We start from the raw sequence: 17,614 nt of genomic DNA, 5'->3' as shown, positions 1-17,614 counted from the left end.
CGGGCACCATGGGGGAATGCCGAAAACTTCCGCGCGCCTGCTGGCGTTGCTGTCGCTGCTGCAGGCACGCCGGGACTGGCCGGGAGGGCTGCTGGCGGCGCGGCTGGACGTGAGCGCGCGCACCGTACGGCGCGACGTCGAGCGGCTGCGCGAGCTCGGCTATCCCATCGCGGCCGTCAAGGGACCCGACGGCGGCTACCGCCTCGCCGCCGGTGCGCAACTGCCGCCGCTGCTGTTCGACGACGAGCAGGCCGTGGCCCTGGCCATCGCGTTGCAGAGCGCCACCACCGCCGGCGCCGGCATCGAGGAGGCGGCGGCGCGCGCACTGCACACGGTCCGGCAGGTCATGCCCGCCCGGCTGCGCCACCGCATCGACATCCTCCAGGTCACCGCCGTCGAGCGGTCCCCGACGCGGGCGGCCCGGCAGGTCGACAGCGGCGTGCTCATGGCGCTCGGCGCCGCCGTGCACGCCCGCGAGGTGCTGCGCTTCGACTACACCCCCGTGACCGCGCCGGAGGCCGACGGCGACGGTGGGCTGCCCGCGCCGCGCCGGGTGCAGCCGCACCACCTCGTCACGTGGGGCGGACGCTGGTACCTCGTGGCGTGGGACCTCGAGCGCGGGGACTGGCGGACCTTCCGCGCCGACCGGATCAGCCCGCGTACCCCCACCGGGCCCCGGTTCACCCCGCGTGAGCTGCCCGGGGGTGACGTGGCGACCTTCGTGACCAGCCGGTTCCAGGGCTCCGGGGGCGCCGACGGCTGGCCCTGCCGCGGCGAGGTGATCCTCGACCTGCCGGCCGCCGTGGTGTCCGGGTACCTGCACGACGCGCTCGTCGAGGAACTCGGCCCGCACCGCTGCCGGCTCGTCCTGGGTTCGTGGTCGTGGGTGGGCCTGGCCGCCACCATCGGCCGCTTCGACGTCGACATCGAGGTCGTCGGCCCGGCCGAGCTCAGGGACGCCTTCGCGCGGCTGGCCCGCCGCTACACCGCCACCGCGCGCGGATGACCGGACCGTTCAGCCGGCCGCGCGGGGGCCCAGGTGGGCCAGGGCGGCGGCGAGGTGGCTGACCTGCTCGGCGAGCTGGGCCGCCCGCCGCTGCGCCTCGTCGCGGTCGGTCTCGGCGGCGCGCAGCCGTACGGCCAACTCGGCGGCGCGGCCCTCGGCGGCGCTCGCGGCCTCGCGCGCGGCGGCCAGGTCGGCGCGCAGCGTGTCGTGCCGGCCGGTGAGCGCGGCCAGTTCCGTGCGGGCCTGCTCGGCGGTGGCCTCGGCGCGCCGCCGGGCGGCCTCGGCATCCCGGTGCGTGGCTTCGGCGCGTTGCCGGGCCGCGTCGGCCTCGGCGGCGGCCGTGCGGGCGGCGTCGGCCTCGGCGCGGGCCTGCCCGGCGCGCTCGCGGGCCTGCTCGGCCTCGGCGTGCAGGCGCTGCGCACGGTCGAGGGCCTCGGTGGCGGCGCGGGTCGCCCGGTCGGCGTCGGCGCGGGCGGCGTCGCGTTCACCGGTGAGTTCGGTGCCGCGGCGGCGTTCGGCGTCGATCTCGACGCGTAGCGCACGCAGCTCGTGGCGGGCCGTGTCGCGGTCGCGTTCGGCCTGGGTGCGCAGGGCCTCGGCGGCGCTGGCCTGCTGGCGGGCGTCGTCGCGGGCGGCCTCCGCCCGGTCGGCGCGGTCGACGGCGGCCGTGGCCCGCTCGGCGGCGCGCCGGGCCTCGTCGTGGGCGGCGTCGCGTTCGGCGGCGGCGGACCGGGCCTCCTCGCGGGCCCGGACGGCGGCCGCGGCGGCGTCCTCGGCGTCGCGGCGGGCGTCGTCGCGTTCGGTCTGGGCCGCCGCGACCTGCGTCGCCGCGTCGGCGCGGGCCTGCGCGAGCTGGCGTTCCACTCCCACCGGGGACAGCTCGGCGTGCAGGGCGTCGGCGAGGGTCTCCGCGACCTGCTCCAGCCGGTCGACCGCCTCCCAGGTGCGGGCCACCTGACCGGGCAGGCCGGGGGCGTTGCGGTGCCGCATCCGGCTGTTGCGCGAGGCCCGCTGGCAGGCGCCGTCGTTGTCGCGGCAGTAGCGGAACGGCCGGCCGGCGCCGACGCGCTGCGGCACCTGGCGTCCGCAGTGGGCGCAGGGGCGGGTCTCGGCGGGGGTGGGCTCGGCGTCCATCGAGGGCGGAGTCTACTGCCGGGCCCGGCCGCACCGAAGCGGTGCCGGTGCCGGCGGGCCGGGCTGCTCAGCCGGCGGTGCGGGCCGTGCGGTCCAGGGTGTAGCGCCGTTGCAGCAGCAGCGCGACGAGCATCGCCGCCGCGGGCAGCAGCCCGAAGCCCCAGCGGATCGCGGTCAGCGCGCCGTCGGGCTGCGTGACGCCCTCGCCGGCGGTGGAGGCGACGAACCCGCCCGCGGCCAGGCACAGCGAGTACGCCCACGGGCCCAGCGCCGCGCCGGTGGCCTCGGTGGCCGTCCAGACCCCGGTGTAGGTGCCGGCGGCGCCGCCGCCGGCGCGGATCACGTCGGGCACCATCGAGAACGGCAGCAGTTGCATGCCGGCGAAGGCGACTCCGAGCACCGCGACGGCGGCCACCAGCACGGGCAGCCCGGCGGGACGGCCGACGGCGAGGACCAGCGAGCCGGCCGCGAAGGCCCCCTGGGCGCCCAGCAGCGCCCGCTGCTTGCCGATCCGGCGGGCCAGCGCCAGCCACGCCGGGGTGACCAGCAGCGCCGGGGCGACGAACGCGGCCACCAGCACGGTGGTCAGGGCGGGGCGGCCCAGCTCGTACTCGGCGTAGTAGGGCACCGCGGCCAGGACCAGGTGGGTGGTGGTGGACATGGCCAGGTACGCGGCGACCAGCCAACGGAACTGCCGGTCGCGCAGCGCCACGACCAGTGCCCGCCAGCCGCCGCCGTGCGGTGCGGACGTCGCGGCGGCGGCCCGGCGCAGCCGGGCGATGCCGGCCACGCCGACGAGCATGGCGGCCAGCATCCCGACGGCCAGCAGCACGCCCATCCGCTGGTAGCCGGCCCGGGTGGCGTCCTCGCCGCCGGCCAGCAGGGGTGCCAGCAGCCCGGAGACGAGGATGCCGAGGGTCAGCACCACCATCCGGAAGGCCATCAGCCGGGTGCGCTCGTGGTAGCCGATCCGCAGGTCGGCGGGGGTGGCCAGGTAGGGGACCTGGTAGGCGGCGAAGAGCAGGTTGCCGGCGACGAAGGCGAGCGCCACCCAGGCGGCGGCCGGCGCGCCGGTGAGCCCGCCGGGCACGGCGAAGAGCGTGGCGAAGGCCAGCGGGAGGGCGCAGCCGAGCAGCAGCAGCCGGCGCCGGTCACCCCGGCGGGCCTGTTCGACGTCGCAGCGGTGCCCGATCCAGGGGTGCAGCAGCACGTCGGCGATCTTCGGCAGCAGCAGTGCCAGGCCGGCCAGCCAGGGGGCGACGGCCAGCACGTCGGTGAGGAAGTAGAGCAGCAGCAGGCCGGGCACCGTCACCCAGACGCCCATGCCGAGGGAGCCGGCGGCGAAGCCGAGCAACGGCCCGCGGGGCAGGGCGGTGGTGGTGTCCGTGCCGGCCGACTGCTGGTCGAGCCCGGTCATGGCGGCCTCCTCGGCGGGCACGCCCGCCCGCAATCCAACGGATGCTGGATTGTAGGGGCAGAATGGCGGCCATGACCATGCCCCGCCGTCGACCCGGGCGGCCCCGCCGCGAGGAGACCCGACCGACCCGGGAGGTGGTGCTCACCGCCGCGACCGCGCTGTTCGCCCGGCGGGGCTTCGACGCCGTCGGGCTGCGGGAGGTCGCGGCCGCCGCCGGCGTCGACGTCGCCACGGTCTCGCACCACACGGGTACGAAGGCGCAACTCTACGACGCCTGCTTCGCGCGGGTCTTCGCCGCCGAGCGGGAGGCGCTCGAGGCGGCGGCCGGGCGCGCCCGGCAGGCCCTGCACAGCGGGCCGGGCGAGGTCCGGCGGGCGCTGCACGACCTGGTGGACGTGTTCGTGGACTTCCTGGAGGACCGGCCGGAGACCACCGCGTTGTGGCTGCGCCGCTGGTTGGAGCCGCAGCGGCACGCCGAGCTCGACGAGCGCTACGCGGCGCCGCTGTACCGGCTCGTCGCCGACCTGCTCACCGCCGCCGCGGCGGCCGGGGCGCTGGTCGAGCCGGCGCCGCACGTGACGGTGCGCAGCCTGGTGTGGGCGGTGCACGGGCACGTGGTGGCCCTGGCCGCCGGCGGGGGGTCGCAGGCGCGCGAGCGGCGGGAGTTCCGCGCCTTCGTGCACCGCTTCCTCGACGGACTGTACGGGCCGGCCGCGCCTTGACGTGCCGGCCCGTGCCGGGCCATTATCCAACGCACGTTGGATTAACGGGGAGGAGCCGGCGATGGGTGTGCAGCCCCGGGTGGCGGTCATCGGCGCGGGCGCGGCCGGACTGGCCACCCTCAAGGCGCTCGCCGACGTCGGCGTGCCCGCCGTCTGCTTCGAGTCGGCCGACCGGGTCGGCGGCCTCTGGGTGTACGGGGCGCCCGGCTCGCCCGCGTACCGGACCCTGCACCTGAACACGAGCAAGGCCCGCACCCAGTTCGTCGACCACCCCATGCCGGCGCACTGGCCGGACTACCCCGACCACGCCCGGGTCGCCGGCTGGCTCACCGACTACGCCGACCGGTTCGGGCTGCACGACGCGGTGCGGCTGCGGCACACCGTCGACCGGGTCGAGCGGGGCGGCGACGGCCGGTGGACGGTGCACGCCGACGGACCCGACGGCGGCGTCGAGGTCACCGTCGACGCCGTCGTCGTCGCCAACGGCCACAACCGGGTGCCGAAACCGCCCACCCCCGCCCAGCCGGGCGACTGCACCGCCGAGCAGCTGCACAGCCACGCCTACCGGGGCCCCGACCAGCTCGCCGGCCGGCGGGTCCTGGTCGTCGGCGGCGGCAACTCCGCCATGGACATCGCCGTGGACGCGTCGTACGCGGCCCGGCGCACCCTGCTGTCGCTGCGCCGGGGCGTCTGGGTGGTGCCGAAACACCTCCTGGGCCGCCCGTCGGACACCCTCAACGGCGCCCTGGCCCGGCGGTTGCCGTGGCGGCTGCGCCAGCGCATCACCCAGCGGCTGCTCGCCGCGACCGTCGGCGCGCCCACCCGCTACGGCCTGCCCGCCCCCGCGCACGGCTTCCTCCAGGACCACCCGACGCTGTCGGACGGGCTGCTGTCCCGGCTGACCCACGGCGAGGTCGAGCCCCGCCCCGGCATCGCCGGCTTCGACGGCGACCGGGTCACCTTCACCGACGGCCGCGTCGACGAGGTCGACCTGGTGATCTGGTGCACCGGCTACCGGGTGGAGATCCCGTTCCTCGACCCGGCGCTGCTCGGCGACGGGGCGGACACCCTGCCGCTGTACCGGCACGTGTTCCACCTCGACGCGCCCGGGCTGGCGTTCGTCGGGCTGATGCAGTCCACCGGTGCGGCGTTCCCGCTGGTAGAGGCGCAGGCCAAGCTGGTCGCGGCGCAGCTGTCCGGCCGCTACGCGCTGCCCGAGCCGCACCGGCAGCGCGCCGCCTGCCGCGCCGAGCTGCGCGCCGCCACCGCCCGGTGGGGGCAGCGTCGGCCCGCCATGCGGGTGGACTTCGACGCGTACCTGGCCGAGCTGCGGCGGGAACTGGCCGCCGGCACCCGCCGCGCCCACGGAGCCTCGGCATGAGCGGGCTGGCGGGTCGCCGGGTGCTGGTCACCGGGGCCAGCGGCACCTTCGGCCGGCACCTGTGCGCCGCGTTCACCGCCGCCGGGGCACGGGTCGTCGGCATCGACCGCCAGCCGGGCACCGTCGCCGTCGACCGCGACCCGGGCGACGGCGGGGGCGTGCCGGTGCTCGGCTGCGACCTGACCGACCCGGCCGCCGTGGCGCCCACGGTCGCCGCCGCCGTGGACCGCCTCGGCGGGCTGGACCTGCTGGTCAACAACGCCGGCGTCGGTGGGCCCGCCCCGGCCGAGCTGCCGCCCGACGAGGTGGTGCGCCAGCAGTTGGAGGTGAACCTGCTCGCCGCCTGGCGCACCACCGCCGCCGCGCTGCCCGCCCTGGAGGCCGCCCGGGGGCGGGTGGTCTTCGTCGCCAGCCGGATGGCCCTGCTGCCGCTGCCGCTGGCCGCCGCGTACGGGGTCAGCAAGCGGGCCCTGGTCGCCTACGCCGACGCGCTGCGCCACGAGGTGGGCAGCCACGTCGGGGTGAGCGTCGTCTACCCGAGCATGGTCGCCTCGCCGATCCACGACAGCACCGCCGACGCCGGCCTGTCCCTGAACGGGGTGTCCCGCCCGGAACCGGTGGCGGGGGTGGTCGCGGCGATCCTGCACGCCGCCACCGCCCGGCGGGCGCCCCGGGACGTGGCCACCACCAGGCGCGGACGCCTCGAGCTGGCCCTCGCCCGGCACGCGCCGAGGCTGGCCGACCGGCTCGTGCGCCGTACCGTCTCAGCCCGGCTCGCCGCCGGTGACCTGGACGCCGCGCCGCTGGCCGCCGGGATGCGGCGCCGCCACCGCGCCGGCTGACCCGGCAGTCCGGCGCGGCTGTCAGTCCGGCGCGTCGAAGGCCACCTCGACCGGCGTCGCCGTGGCCAGGTCCACGTCCCGTTCGCCGTACGGGCTGCGCACGCTGATCCGCTGCGCGACGGGGGAGAGCAGGCGGGCCCGCACCCGCCCCGGCGACCAGGACAGCTCCTCGACGCCGACGCGGCCCCGGCAGGCCACCCCGCGCAGCACCCCCGCGTCCAGTCCCGGCAGCGCGGCCGGCAGCAGCCGCAGCAGCCCCGGGCGGGACTGCACCAGCGACTCGATCAGCACCGCCGGCAGGGCGTGCGCGGCGTCGGCGTTGTACGTCACCAGGTGCGGGTTGTGCGCGCTCATCAGGGACCGGAAGAACATGTCGTTGCCGAGGATCTTCAGCAGGTTCGCGGCGGTCAGGGCCCCGTCGTGCAGCCGGGCGGCGGCCAGCGCCCGGTGCAGGCTGCCGTGCGCGGAGAGGTTCTCGTCGCCGCGCAGCGTCAGCGCCCGGTGCGCGGCCCGGGCCAGCTCGGGGGTGTCGTCCGGGTTGATCTCGTCGAGCGGCCACACCGGATAGAGGTGGCTGACGTGGCGGTGGTCGTCGTCGCCGTGGTAGCCGGGCCATGCCCACTCGGCCAGCGCCCCGCGCCCGTCCACCCGGTACGCGGGCAGCCGCCCCAGCAGCCCCGCCCACCGGTCCGAGCCGGTCACCTCGGCGGCGGTACGCAGGGCGTGCCGGGCGGCGGCGACGTCCATCGTGGCGTTCACCGCCACGTGCACCGCCCGCCCCCGCTCGTCGTGCGGGCCGGTCTCCGCCGAGTACGACGGCACCACGACCACCGTGCCCGCCTCGTCGGTGATGGTGAGAACGTCCGCGAAGAAGTCCGCCACCTCCGCCAGCCAGCCGGCCAGTTCCCCGAGGGGGGCACCGGTGACCACATGCTGCTCGTGCAGCGGGTGCAGCAGCCAGTCCGCGCCGGGCAGCCACGCGGCGAAGGGCCAGTCCTCGTGCAGGTGGAACAGGTGGCCGTGCTCGCCGTCGGTGCGGCTGGGCGCCAGCAGCCCCCGGGCCCCGTAGATCGCCCGCGCGTTGCGCCGCCAGTCGTCGACCTGGCCGCGTACCAGGTTGGCGTGGGCCGCGGTCACCTCCGGCAGGGCGCCGACGTTCGCGCCGGCCAGTTGCAGGTTCAGGTTGGCGTCGGTGGTGAAGTCGCCCGCCCAGGCGGCGTCCCACGAGCCGAGCCACAGCCCGGTCAGCCGGGGCGGCAGGACACCGCTGGAGCTGAGCAGCAGGTACCGGCCGGCGTGGAACAGCCGCTCCAGCAGGGCCGGCCGCAGCGTGCCCGGGTCGGCGTCCTGCGCCGCGAGCAACTCGCCCACGGGCAGTTGCCGCTGCGCGTCCGGCACCCGCAGGTCCAGGCTCACCCGCCCGTAGGCGCGGCCGTGCAGCACGACGTGCCGGGCCAGCAGGGTGTCGTAGTCGTCGTCGGCGTGGGCCGCCAGCCGCTCCTCCAGCTCGCCGGTGCGCCACGGCGGCGTGTCGGGGCGGTCGAGCGCCGTGGTCAGCAGCGCCGGGCCGCGTACCGCCACCCGGTCGTCGCCGAGGACCGCCACGTCGCCGCGCAGCAGGGTGAGCCCCTCGAAGCCGTACGCGCCACCCGCGTCGGGGTAGCGGCCCCGCACCCGCAGGAAGACCAGATCCCCCCGGCGGTACGCGGCGACGGTGTAGCGCACCGGATCCGGCCGGCCCGGCAGGTCCCCGGTGACGCCCACCTCGCAGGTGCCGGCGTCGACGTGGGTGACCACCAGCGCGTCGGCCCGGGAGACGAACGAGCGCCGCCGCCCGCCCGCCCACTCGACGACGACCTCCCCGGTGGTGAACTCGGTGCGGCGCCGGTAGTCGTCGACGGGGCCGGGTGCCACGGCGTCGACGGTGAGGGCGAAGCCGGGATGGAACGACTGCGTCCAGCGCAGCACGCCGTCGCCGGCGAGCAGCCGGCTGGCCTCGGCGCGCCGGCCGGCGAGGATCAGCTCACGGATGCGGGGCAGCAGGGCGGCCAGTTGCGGGGGCCGGGCGTCGCGGGTGCCGTTGGGCAGGACGAAACGGTGGTGGTTGACGATGATGCGTTCGGCGTGCGGCCGGCCGTACACCATGATTCCGGCCTCGCCGTTGCCGGAGAGGAACGCGTCCTCCCAGCGCCCGGCGGGGGCGGTGTCGACGATGCGGTGCGCGGCGGGGGACGGCCCGGCCGTCACCGGCCGGCCCTCGCCGCCGGGGCGGGGGCGGCGGTGCTGCCGCGTACCGTCAGCCGGGGCGGCAGCAGGGTGACCTCCGGCACCGCCTCGCCGTCGAGCTTTCGCATGAGCAGCGACACGGCCTGCGTGCCGATCTCCTCGGCGGGGACGGGCACGGCGGTGAGCATCGGGCTGGCCTGCTCGGCGAAGCGGTCGGGGCAGACGGCGACCACCGACACGTCCTGCGGCACCCGCCGGCCCAGCGCGGGCAACGTGGCCAGCACCGGGTCCACGGCGGCCTCGTTCTGCACGATCAGCCCCGACACGTCGGGGTGGCGTTCCAGCAGGTCGGCGAGGGTGCGGCGGACGGCCGCCGCGCCCTCCTCGCAGGGCAGCGCCACCGCGTCGACGCCGTGCCCGGCGGCGGCCTCGACCACGCCGGCGCGGGTGCGGTGCGCGAAGCCCGTGCCCCGGTCGTAGACGGCGGCGGGGGCGCCGAGCAGCGCCACGCGCCGGTGCCCCAGCCCGGCCAGGTGCGCGACGCAGGCCCACCCGGCCCGGTGGAAGTCCAGGTCAACGCAGGTCAGGCCGGTGGCGTCGGCGGGCAGGCCGATGAGCACGCTGGGCCGGGCCAGCGCCCGCAGCAGCGGCACCCGCGGGTCGTCCAGCTCCACGTCCATGACCAGGACGCCGTCGACCAGGGCGGTGGCGGCGACGCGCCGCAGGCCGGCGGGCCCCTCGTCGGAGGTGACCAGCAGCACGTCGTGGTCGAAGCGGCGCGCGGTGGTGACCACGGCCATGGCGAACTGCATCACCACGGGCACCTGCATCCCCGCGCGCAGCGGCAGGACCAGGGCGATCACGTTGGCCCGCCGGCTGGCCAGGGCCCGTGCCCCGGCGTGCGGGTGGTAGCCGAGCGACCGGATGCTGGCCAGCACCCGGTTGCGGGTGACCTCGGAGATGGCGCGCTTGCCGCTGAGCACGTACGACACGGTGCTCAGCGCGACCCCGGCGTGCCGGGCGACGTCGGTGATGGTGGGCTGCCCGGGCGTCGGGCGCCCCCGCGCCCCGCTCACCGCGCCCGCCCCGACGCCGGCACGGCCGCCCGGCCGTCGGGGGCCGCCTCGTCGCCGCGTACGGCGAGGGTGCCGACCAGCCGCACGTCGCGCGCGGAGCGCCCGACCAGGACGGTGTGGGTGGCGTCCTCCACCACCCGCCGGCCCCGGGTCTCGTCCCACCAGCTCAGCTCGGCGGTACGCAGCCGCAGCCGGACCACCTGCCGCTGCCCCGGTGCGAGGCTGATCCGGGCGAAGTCCCGCAGCTGGCGCAGCGGCTGCTTGACGCGGGAGCGGCGCTGGCGCGTGTAGAGCTGCACGACCTCCTCGCCGGGGCGGTCGCCGGCGTTGGTGACCTCGACGCTCACCTCGACCTCCTCGCCGGCGGTGGCCTCGTCGACGCTCAACCGCAGGCCGGCGTACTCGAAGCGGGTGTAGCTCAGCCCGTGGCCGAACGGGTACAGCGGGTCGCCCCGGTGGTACAGGTAGGTGGCGTCGGAGCCGATCACGTCGTAGTCGAGCAGGTCGGGCAGTTCGGCGGCGTCGGCGTACCAGGTCTGGGTGAGCCGGCCGCCGGGCTCGGCGTCGCCCAGCAGCACGTCGCCCAGGGCGGTGCCGTGCTCCTGGCCGCCGTGCGCCGACCAGAGCACCGCCGGCAGGTGCGTCCCGGCCCAGCCCACGGCGTACGGGTAGCTGCTGGTCACCACCAGCACGCTGCGCGGGTTGGCGGCGTGCACCGCCCGCAGCAGCGTCTCCTGGCCGGTGGGCAGGGCCAGGTCGACGCGGTCCTCGGTCTCCCGGCCGTTGACCATCGGGTGGTTGCCCAGCGCCACCACCGCCACGTCGGCCTCGGCGGCCAGGGCGGCGGCCTCGGCGGCCCCGTCGGCCAGCAGCTCGACCGTGAAGCGGGTCGCGTCGCCCGGGGTCGGGGCGTCGGCGCGCAGCCGCCCGTCCGCGTCGACGGCGACGTACCGGTCGGTGGCGAGGTGGTGCAGCAGCACCGTGCCGTCGGGGCCGTCGTGGAAGCGGAAGGTCTCGCGTACCACCCAGCCGCCCGGTCCCGGACGGTCGTTGGCGAGTGCGCCGGCCTCGTCGGCTCCGACGTGCCGGCCGTTGCCCGCGGCGCGCAGCGCCACCACGTCGCGTCCCCAGTCGACGACGTCGAACCCGGTGGCGTCGGCGCCGACGGTGAGCGGGCCGCCGTCGGGGCTGTCGGGGCAGCCGACGTAGCGCCCGCCGACGCGCAGCGCGATCCGGTCGGTGCCGGGGTGGGTGGTGACCGTGGACAGTCGCTCGGCCAGGCCCTGGTACGCGGTCACCGCGTACGGCAGGGTGCCGCTGTACCAGTCCTCGTGAACGGCGTCGGCCAGCGGGCCGAGCACGGCCACCCGCAGGCCCGCGTCGGTCAGCGGGAGCAGCCCGTCGTTGCGCAGCAGCACGATCGACTGGCGGGCGGCCTCGCGGGCCAGGTCCCGGTGCGCGGGGCGGTCGACGGCGTCCGGCGCGACGCCGGCGAAGGGGTCGTCGCGCGGCGGGTCCAGGTCGCCGAGGCGGACCCGGACGGTGAGGATCCGCCGGACGGCACGGTCCACGTCGGACCCGGTGATCAGCCCCCGGTCCAGCGCCTCGGTCAGTCGCGCGACGGTCGGGGCGCTGTCGGCGTCGTCCTCGGTGAAGCTGTCGATCCCGGCGCGCAGGGCGGCGGCGAAGCCGCTGACGTGGTCGGGCAGGTGGCCCTGCACCCCGGCGATGTTGGTCACCGCACCGGCGTCCCCGACGATCAGCAGTTCCTCGGGCGTCCAGCGGCGCAGTTCGTTCTCGATGAGCGGGCTCAGGTGCGCGGGCACGCCGTTGACCAGGTTGTAGGAGGCCATCACGGCGACGGCCGCGCCGGCGGCGAGGGGGGCGCGGAAGGCGGGCAGCTCGTACTCGTGCAGCACCCGGGGGGACAGGTCGCTGGAGGTGGTGGCCCGGTCGGTCTCGTTGTTGTAGGCGAGGAAGTGCTTGACCGTCGGCGCCGTACGCAGCCGCTGCGGGTGGTCGCCGCGCAGTCCCTGGGCGTACGCGGTGGCGAGCCGGCCGGTCAGCCACGGGTCCTCGGACCAGCCCTCCTCGTTGCGTCCCCAGCGGGGGTCGCGCAGCGGGTTGACCACCGGCGCCCAGACGTTGAGGCCGACACGCTCGGGGTCGGCGTGGTGCTTGGCGCGCACCTCGTCGCCGACGGCGGCGCCGACGGCCCGGACCAGCTCGGGGTTCCAGCTGCTGGCGAGCCCGACCGCCTGCGGGAAGACGGTGGCCCTGCCGAGCCAGGCCACCCCGTGCAGCGCCTCGGTGCCGGTGCGGAAGGGGGGTAGGCCGAGGCGGGGCACGGGCGCCTGCCACTGGTGCAGCAGGCCGAGCTTCTCCGGCAGGGTGAGCCGGTCCAGCAGGTCGTCGACGAGGGCTTGCGGGGAGGGGGCGGGGTGGTCGGTCATGGTCGGGTCGCCTTCCGTGGGTCCGCGTCATGACCGTGTCGAAGCGCTTCGACGAACGGTGGCGTGAGCGGCGTCGCGGTGGGAGTGGCGGCCGCCGGCCCGGAAGCGTTGAAGCGCTTCGACGACTGCGCGAGACATGCCGCCCCGGGTGCCCGAGCCACAGGGCGGCGGTTCGAGGTTGGCACCCCGCGCCGGTCCGGTCAAGGCCCGCTGGCCCCAAGGGTCACGCCGCGGGGAGCCGACCCGACTCGACGGCGGCGAGCGAGGCGGTGGCGCCACCGAGCGCGGTGGCCGCCGAGTCCAGGGTGGAGGCGTCGAGCAGGCAGCCGCCGGACGTCGGGGCGTGGGTCCGCGCGGCGAACTCCGTGCGGGCTGCCGGCAGCAGCCACGGGGCCAGGGTCGCGAAGTGCCCGCCGACCACCACGGCCTGCGGGTTGAGCAGGTTGGCCAGGACGGACGCGGCGTGCCCGAGCCGGCAGCCGACGTCGGCCAGTCCAGCCAGGACGCCGGGGTCGCCCTGGCGGGCCAGCGCCTGGATCCGTTCGATCTCGGGCAGGAAGTCGGTGACCGGCCCGTCCTGCTGGGTGTCGGGCAGCAGGCGGCCGACGACCGCCGGCAGTCCGGCGTACGCGACCAGGCAGCCGCGCCGCCCGCACCCGCAGGCGGGGCCGGCCGGGTCGAGCGTCAGGTGCCCGATCTCGCCCGCGAATCCCCGTCCGCCGCGCAGCAGCCGGCCGCCGGCGACGATCCCCGCGCCGACGGAGGCCCCGCCGGTGAGGTGGACCAGGTGGGCGGTCCCGGCGTACGCGCCGTGGCGGTGCTCGGCGAGGACGGCGAGATTGGCGTCGGTGTCGACGTCGACGGTGAGACCGGGCTCGCGCAGTGCGGCGCGCAGGTCGGCGGCGAGGGGCACCTCCCGCCAGCCGAGCGCGGTGGCCCGGGGAACGGCGCCGTCGGCGTCGACGAGGCCGGGCACGCCCACGGTCAGGCCGAGCACGCGGCGGTCCTGCCCGGTCAGCCGGGTGATCGCCCGCCGGGCCAGGGCCGCCAGCGCGCGGACCGTCTCGGCGGGGGAGGAGGTCGGCGCGGCGAAGGCACGCCGCCAGGTGAGCAGCCGGGTGCCAGCCAGGTCGACGGCCACCACCACCAGTTCGTCGGCGGCGATCTGCATGCCCAGGGCCGCGTACGGGGCGCCGTCGAGGACGAGCATGGTCGCGGGGCGCCCGACCCGGTTCTCGGTCAGGCCGGTCTCGCGCAGCAGCCGCCGTTCGATCAGCTCGCCGACCAGGCTGGACACGGTGGCCTTGTTCAGGCCGGTGTGCGCCGCGATGTCGGCCCGGGAGCAGGGGGCGTGGCGGCGGACGTGCCGCAGCACGACGGCCCGGTTGGCCGTACGGACGTCGCCGAGGTCGCTCGGCCGCGGTTCGCTGTGGCTGCTGATCACGATTTGTCCGCTCCCTGGGCGACGGTGCGCGATCCCGGTGGTGCCGCGCGTCCCATCATCGCGTACGTGGCGGGTGCCGCTGTCTTGTGGGACGGATCACCGTCGATTAGTTTGTTCGGCTAGAACCCCAACTAATTCTAGCCGGATCCGCGCGGTCCGCGAAACCGCCACCGAAGACGAAGGGAGTGCGCCGTGAAGCCGTCCCTGCCGGGCGTATCCACCGACCGACGGTCCCTGCTGCGCCTGCTCGGCCTCGGCGCCGCCACGACGATGGGCGGCGCCACCCTGGCCGGTTGCAGCAAGGAGGCCGGGAGCAAGGGCAGCGCCACGCAGGCCGACGCGATCCGGTCGGTGCTGCCCACCCACAAGCCGGCCGACCTGCTCAAGCCCGACATCGTCGGGGAGGGGCCGATCCCCGACGGCTACCTCAGCTACCCCCGCAGCCTGGTCGACGCCGTCACCGAGCAGCCCGGCCGGGGCGGCCCGGCGATCCGCAGCATGAGCCCGTGGTGGGGGCCCACCCCGCCGACGCTGGGCCGCAACTCCTACCTGGCGGCGGTCAACGCCAAGCTGGGCGTGGACCTGGACCCGAGCCTGCAGGACGGCACGACATACGCCGACAAGCTCAACGCGATGCTCGGCGCCCGCGACGTGCCCGACCTGCTCATGGTCCCCAACTGGGAGGTCGACAAGGTCGCCCGGTTCTCCGACGCCGTCAAGGCGCTGTTCGAGGACCTCACCGACCACCTCAAGGGCGACAGCGCCGCGAAGTACCCGTACCTCTCCGCACTGCCCACCGGCGCGTGGGAGTACTCGGTCTGGGCCGGCCGGCTCTACGCCGTGCCGTACCCCACCGACGGGGTGTTCGCGTGGGCGCTGTTCCACCGCAAGGACCTGTTCGACAAGGCCGGCCTGACCGCGCCCACCTCGCCGGAGGAGCTGCACGAGCTGGGCAGGAAGCTCACCGACCCGGGCAAGGGGGTGTGGGCGTTCGGCAGCATCTTCGACTCGGTGCAGCAGCTTTTCGGCTGCCAGCAGTACTGGCGTAAGAAGGCCGACGGCGGCCTGGAGCACAAGTTCGAGAACCCGGCCTTCCGCGCGGCCCTGGAGTTCACCGCGAAGCTCTTCGCCGAGGGGCTGGTGCACCCCGACACGGTGGCCAGCAAGGGCGCCGACGAGAAGCAGCTCTTCAAGGCCGGCAAGATCGTGATGTTCCAGGACGGGCTCGGCGCGTGGCAGGGCCTGCAGGGCGAGCAGTCCAAGGTCCTGCCGAGCTTCGACATGCAGCCGCTGCCGGTGTTCGGCGTGGCCGGCGCCCAGCCGGTCATCTGGGGCAGCGAGAAGCCGATCTTCTTCACCTTCGTGAAGAAGGGCGCCGGCGCGGAGCGGGTCGACGAGCTGCTGCGGGTGCTCAACTGGTGCGCCGCGCCGTTCGGCAGCCGCGAGTTCGAGCTGCGCGAGTACGGCGTGGAGGGCAAGCACTTCACCCGGGGCCCCGACGGCAGCCCGCTGCCCAGCGACCTCGGCCGCAAGGAGCTGGGCGGCCAGTACAACTTCTGCCGGGTCCCGGTGAAGGTGAAGAGCAGCGACACCCCGAACTACGTCCAGCAGTACCTGGACTACTACAGGAAGAACATCGGCCTGCTGGAGAAGGACCTGTTCGCCGGGATCAAGCTGGAACTGCCGGCCAACTGGTCGAAGATCCTCCAGCCGACGGAGGACAAGATCCGCGACATCCTGCGTGGTCGTCGCCCGATCAGCGACCTCGACCAGGTGACGAAGGAGTTCCTCGCCTCCGGCGGTGAGGAGGGGCGCGCATTCCACGAGAAGGCGCTCGCCGACAACGGCCGATGAGCGGCCCGGGCACCGCCGGCACGGTCGACGCGCCGGCGGACCCCCGCCCCGCCCGGCCCGGCCGTCGGGGCCGGGACGCCGGTCGTACGCCGCCCGTCCGGCCCCGGCGTACCCTGCGGGACCGGCTGCGCCGGGACTGGCCGCTGCTGGTCATGACGGCGCCTGCCGCGTGCCTGTTGCTGGTCTTCCACTACGTGCCGACGCTGGGCAACGTCATCGCCTTCCAGGACTACAACCCGTTCGTCGGCGACGACCCCCTCGAGGCGTTCCTCTACAGCGAGTGGATCGGCTTCGGCAACTTCGAGGCGCTCTTCGGCGACCCGCTGTTCTGGGACGCGGTGCGCAACACCCTGACCATCACCGCGTTCCAGCTCGTCTTCTTCTTCCCGCTACCGATCATGTTGGCGATCCTGCTCCACAGCCTGGTCTCGGGGCGGGTGCGGGGCTTCGTGCAGAGCGTCGTCTACCTGCCGCACTTCTTCAGCTGGGTGCTGGTGGTCACGTTCTTCGTGCAGATGCTCGGCGGCGCTGGGCTGCTGGCCCAGGAGATGCGCGAGGCCGGGCTGCAACCGTGGAACGTCATGACCAACCCGGACACGTTCATCGTCCTGGTCACCGCCGAGTCGGTGTGGAAGGACGTCGGCTGGGGCGCGATCGTGTTCCTGGCCGCGCTGTCCGCGATCGACCCCAACCTGTACGAGGCGGCGGCCGCCGACGGGGCCGGCCGGTGGCGGCGGCTGTGGCACATCACCCTGCCGGGCCTGCGTCCGGTGATCGTGCTGCTGCTCATCATGCGGCTGGGCGACGCGCTGTCGGTCGGCTTCGAGCAGTTCATCCTGCAACGCGAGGCGGTCGGTCGGGAGGCCGCCGAGGTGCTGGACACGTTCGTCTACTACCAGGCCATCAGCACCCAGCAGTGGGGTCTCGGCGCCGCCGCCGGCCTGTTCAAGGCAGTGGTGGGGCTGATCCTCATCCTCACCGCCAACAAGGTGGCGCACCGCTTCGGCGAGCAGGGGGTGTACGCGAAGCCATGACCGCGCAGCTCAGTGGCGTCGGCCCCGTGCCGGCGCGCCCGACGCCCGATCCGCTGCCCAGGCGGCGGCGGTCCCAGCGACCCGCCTGGGAGGAACCGCCCTCGCCGCTGGGCACGCTGGCCAAGGGCGCGGTGCTCACGGCGCTCGTCGCGGCCGTGCTCGTGCCCATGTGGGCGGTGCTGGTGACCAGCCTCGCCTCGCGCAGCACGATCGACGAGGCCGGCGGGATGGTGATGGTGCCCCGCGAGATCGACCCGTCGGCGTACATCACCATCTTCAGCGGCGGGCAGATCACCCAGGCCGTGTGGATCAGCACCCTCGTCACCGTCCTCGGCACGACCGTGAGCCTGGTGCTCACCGTCCTCGCCGCGTACGGGCTGTCCCGGCCCGGGTCGGTGGGGCACCGGGGGTTGCTCTTCTTCTTCCTGCTGACCTTCCTGATCTTTCCCGGCCTGGTGCCCAGCTACCTCGTGGTCACCGGCCTGGGGCTCAAGGACAGCATCTGGTCGCTGATCCTGCCCAGCGCGATCAGCGTGTTCAATCTGGTGGTGATCCGGGCGTTCTTCATGAACGTCCCCGGTGAGCTGCTCGACAGCGCCCGCATAGACGGCGCGGGGGAGTTCCGCATCCTGTGGCGCATCGTGCTGCCGCTGTCCAGGGCGGTGATCGCCGTCGTCGGTCTCTTCTACGCCGTCGGCTACTGGAACGCCTACTTCAACGCGGTGCTCTACATCGACGACAACGACAAGTTCCCGATCCAGCGGGTGTTGCAGAGCTACATCCTCGCCGGGCAGTCGCCGAACGTGTCCGGGGCCGCGGTGAGCCTGCCGGGCATCAGCGCGTATCCGCCGACCCTGGCGGTGAAGATGGCGGTGGTGATGGTGACCGTCGTGCCGGCGGTGATCGTCTACCCGTTCGTGCAGCGGCACTTCACCAAGGGTGTGATCACCGGCGCGGTGAAGGGCTGACCGGCCCCGAGCGGCGCCCCCCCCCCCGCCGGCCACCAGCCGGCGGCGCCCGGCCAG

At 75.5% G+C, this 17,614-nt stretch carries 13 protein-coding genes; 7 read left to right on the top strand and 6 right to left on the bottom strand.

The genetic code is table 11. The features are described from left to right. Window positions 1-16: 16 nt before the first annotated feature. The gene (locus RM555_RS17225) at window positions 17-1,006 is read left to right on the top strand and encodes a helix-turn-helix transcriptional regulator (protein ID WP_311412715.1); all 990 of its coding nucleotides are present in this window, start codon (window positions 17-19) and stop codon (window positions 1,004-1,006) included. A 9-nt stretch (window positions 1,007-1,015) separates the two neighbouring features. On the opposite strand, the gene RM555_RS17220 is transcribed toward RM555_RS17225, so the two are convergent. Together RM555_RS17220 and RM555_RS17215 are read right to left on the bottom strand one after the other, a co-directional pair. Further along, entirely contained in the window at window positions 1,016-2,140 is a 1,125-nt protein-coding gene (locus tag RM555_RS17220) for a coiled-coil domain-containing protein (protein WP_311412714.1), read from the bottom strand. A gap of 67 nt (window positions 2,141-2,207) precedes the next feature. Beyond that, window positions 2,208-3,557 carry an MFS transporter gene (locus RM555_RS17215; RefSeq protein ID WP_311412713.1) on the bottom strand — a complete coding sequence of 450 codons (1,350 nt, stop codon included), beginning with the start codon at window positions 3,555-3,557 and terminating at the stop codon, window positions 2,208-2,210. Between the two features lie 71 nt (window positions 3,558-3,628). Here RM555_RS17215 and RM555_RS17210 point away from each other — a divergent pair, with 71 nt between their 5' ends. The 3 genes from RM555_RS17210 to RM555_RS17200 all read left to right on the top strand — a co-directional run bounded on the left by RM555_RS17210 (window position 3,629) and on the right by RM555_RS17200 (window position 6,502). After that, window positions 3,629-4,279 (top strand): TetR/AcrR family transcriptional regulator, encoded by a 651-nt coding sequence (locus RM555_RS17210; RefSeq protein ID WP_311412712.1) that lies wholly within the window; start codon window positions 3,629-3,631, stop codon window positions 4,277-4,279. Window positions 4,280-4,340: 61 nt separating this feature from the next. After that, complete coding sequence (locus tag RM555_RS17205; protein ID WP_311412711.1) at window positions 4,341-5,660, top strand: flavin-containing monooxygenase; 1,320 nt, start codon at window positions 4,341-4,343, stop codon at window positions 5,658-5,660. Further along, entirely contained in the window at window positions 5,657-6,502 is an 846-nt protein-coding gene (locus RM555_RS17200) for an SDR family NAD(P)-dependent oxidoreductase (RefSeq protein WP_311412710.1), read from the top strand. Before RM555_RS17205 ends, RM555_RS17200 begins: the two co-directional genes overlap by 4 nt. A 21-nt stretch (window positions 6,503-6,523) precedes the next feature. On the opposite strand, the gene RM555_RS17195 is transcribed toward RM555_RS17200, so the two are convergent. From RM555_RS17195 to RM555_RS17180, 4 genes are all read right to left on the bottom strand, one after another. Further along, complete coding sequence (locus tag RM555_RS17195) at window positions 6,524-8,749, bottom strand: glycosyl hydrolase family 95 catalytic domain-containing protein (RefSeq protein ID WP_311412709.1); 2,226 nt, start codon at window positions 8,747-8,749, stop codon at window positions 6,524-6,526. Further along, window positions 8,746-9,804 carry a LacI family DNA-binding transcriptional regulator gene (locus RM555_RS17190; protein WP_311412708.1) on the bottom strand — a complete coding sequence of 353 codons (1,059 nt, stop codon included), beginning with the start codon at window positions 9,802-9,804 and terminating at the stop codon, window positions 8,746-8,748. Before RM555_RS17190 ends, RM555_RS17195 begins: the two co-directional genes overlap by 4 nt. After that, complete coding sequence (locus RM555_RS17185; RefSeq protein WP_311412707.1) at window positions 9,801-12,257, bottom strand: glycoside hydrolase family 3 C-terminal domain-containing protein; 2,457 nt, start codon at window positions 12,255-12,257, stop codon at window positions 9,801-9,803. Before RM555_RS17185 ends, RM555_RS17190 begins: the two co-directional genes overlap by 4 nt. A 223-nt stretch (window positions 12,258-12,480) precedes the next feature. Then, window positions 12,481-13,701: an ROK family transcriptional regulator gene (locus tag RM555_RS17180; protein WP_311412706.1), complete on the bottom strand. Its 1,221-nt coding sequence runs from the start codon at window positions 13,699-13,701 to the stop codon at window positions 12,481-12,483. A 192-nt stretch (window positions 13,702-13,893) separates the two neighbouring features. Between RM555_RS17180 and RM555_RS17175 the strand changes: the two genes are divergently transcribed. From RM555_RS17175 to RM555_RS17165, 3 genes are read left to right on the top strand one after another with little or no spacing between them, the layout of a single operon-like run. Next, window positions 13,894-15,555 carry an extracellular solute-binding protein gene (locus RM555_RS17175; protein ID WP_311412705.1) on the top strand — a complete coding sequence of 554 codons (1,662 nt, stop codon included), beginning with the start codon at window positions 13,894-13,896 and terminating at the stop codon, window positions 15,553-15,555. Further along, a complete protein-coding gene (locus tag RM555_RS17170; RefSeq protein WP_311412704.1) occupies window positions 15,552-16,589 on the top strand; it encodes an ABC transporter permease in 1,038 nt (345 codons plus the stop codon). The genes RM555_RS17175 and RM555_RS17170 overlap by 4 nt, the downstream gene beginning before the upstream one ends. Then, window positions 16,586-17,557, top strand: coding sequence for a carbohydrate ABC transporter permease (locus tag RM555_RS17165; protein ID WP_311412703.1), 972 nt, complete (start codon window positions 16,586-16,588; stop codon window positions 17,555-17,557). The genes RM555_RS17170 and RM555_RS17165 overlap by 4 nt, the downstream gene beginning before the upstream one ends. The last annotated feature ends 57 nt before the right edge of the window (window positions 17,558-17,614 follow it).

The sequence above is a fragment of the Micromonospora reichwaldensis genome (assembly GCF_031845925.1).
GTDB lineage: Bacteria > Actinomycetota > Actinomycetes > Mycobacteriales > Micromonosporaceae > Micromonospora > Micromonospora reichwaldensis.
The sequence above is the reverse complement of the archived record's forward strand: the minus strand, read 5'-3'. Positions and strand labels throughout refer to the sequence as shown.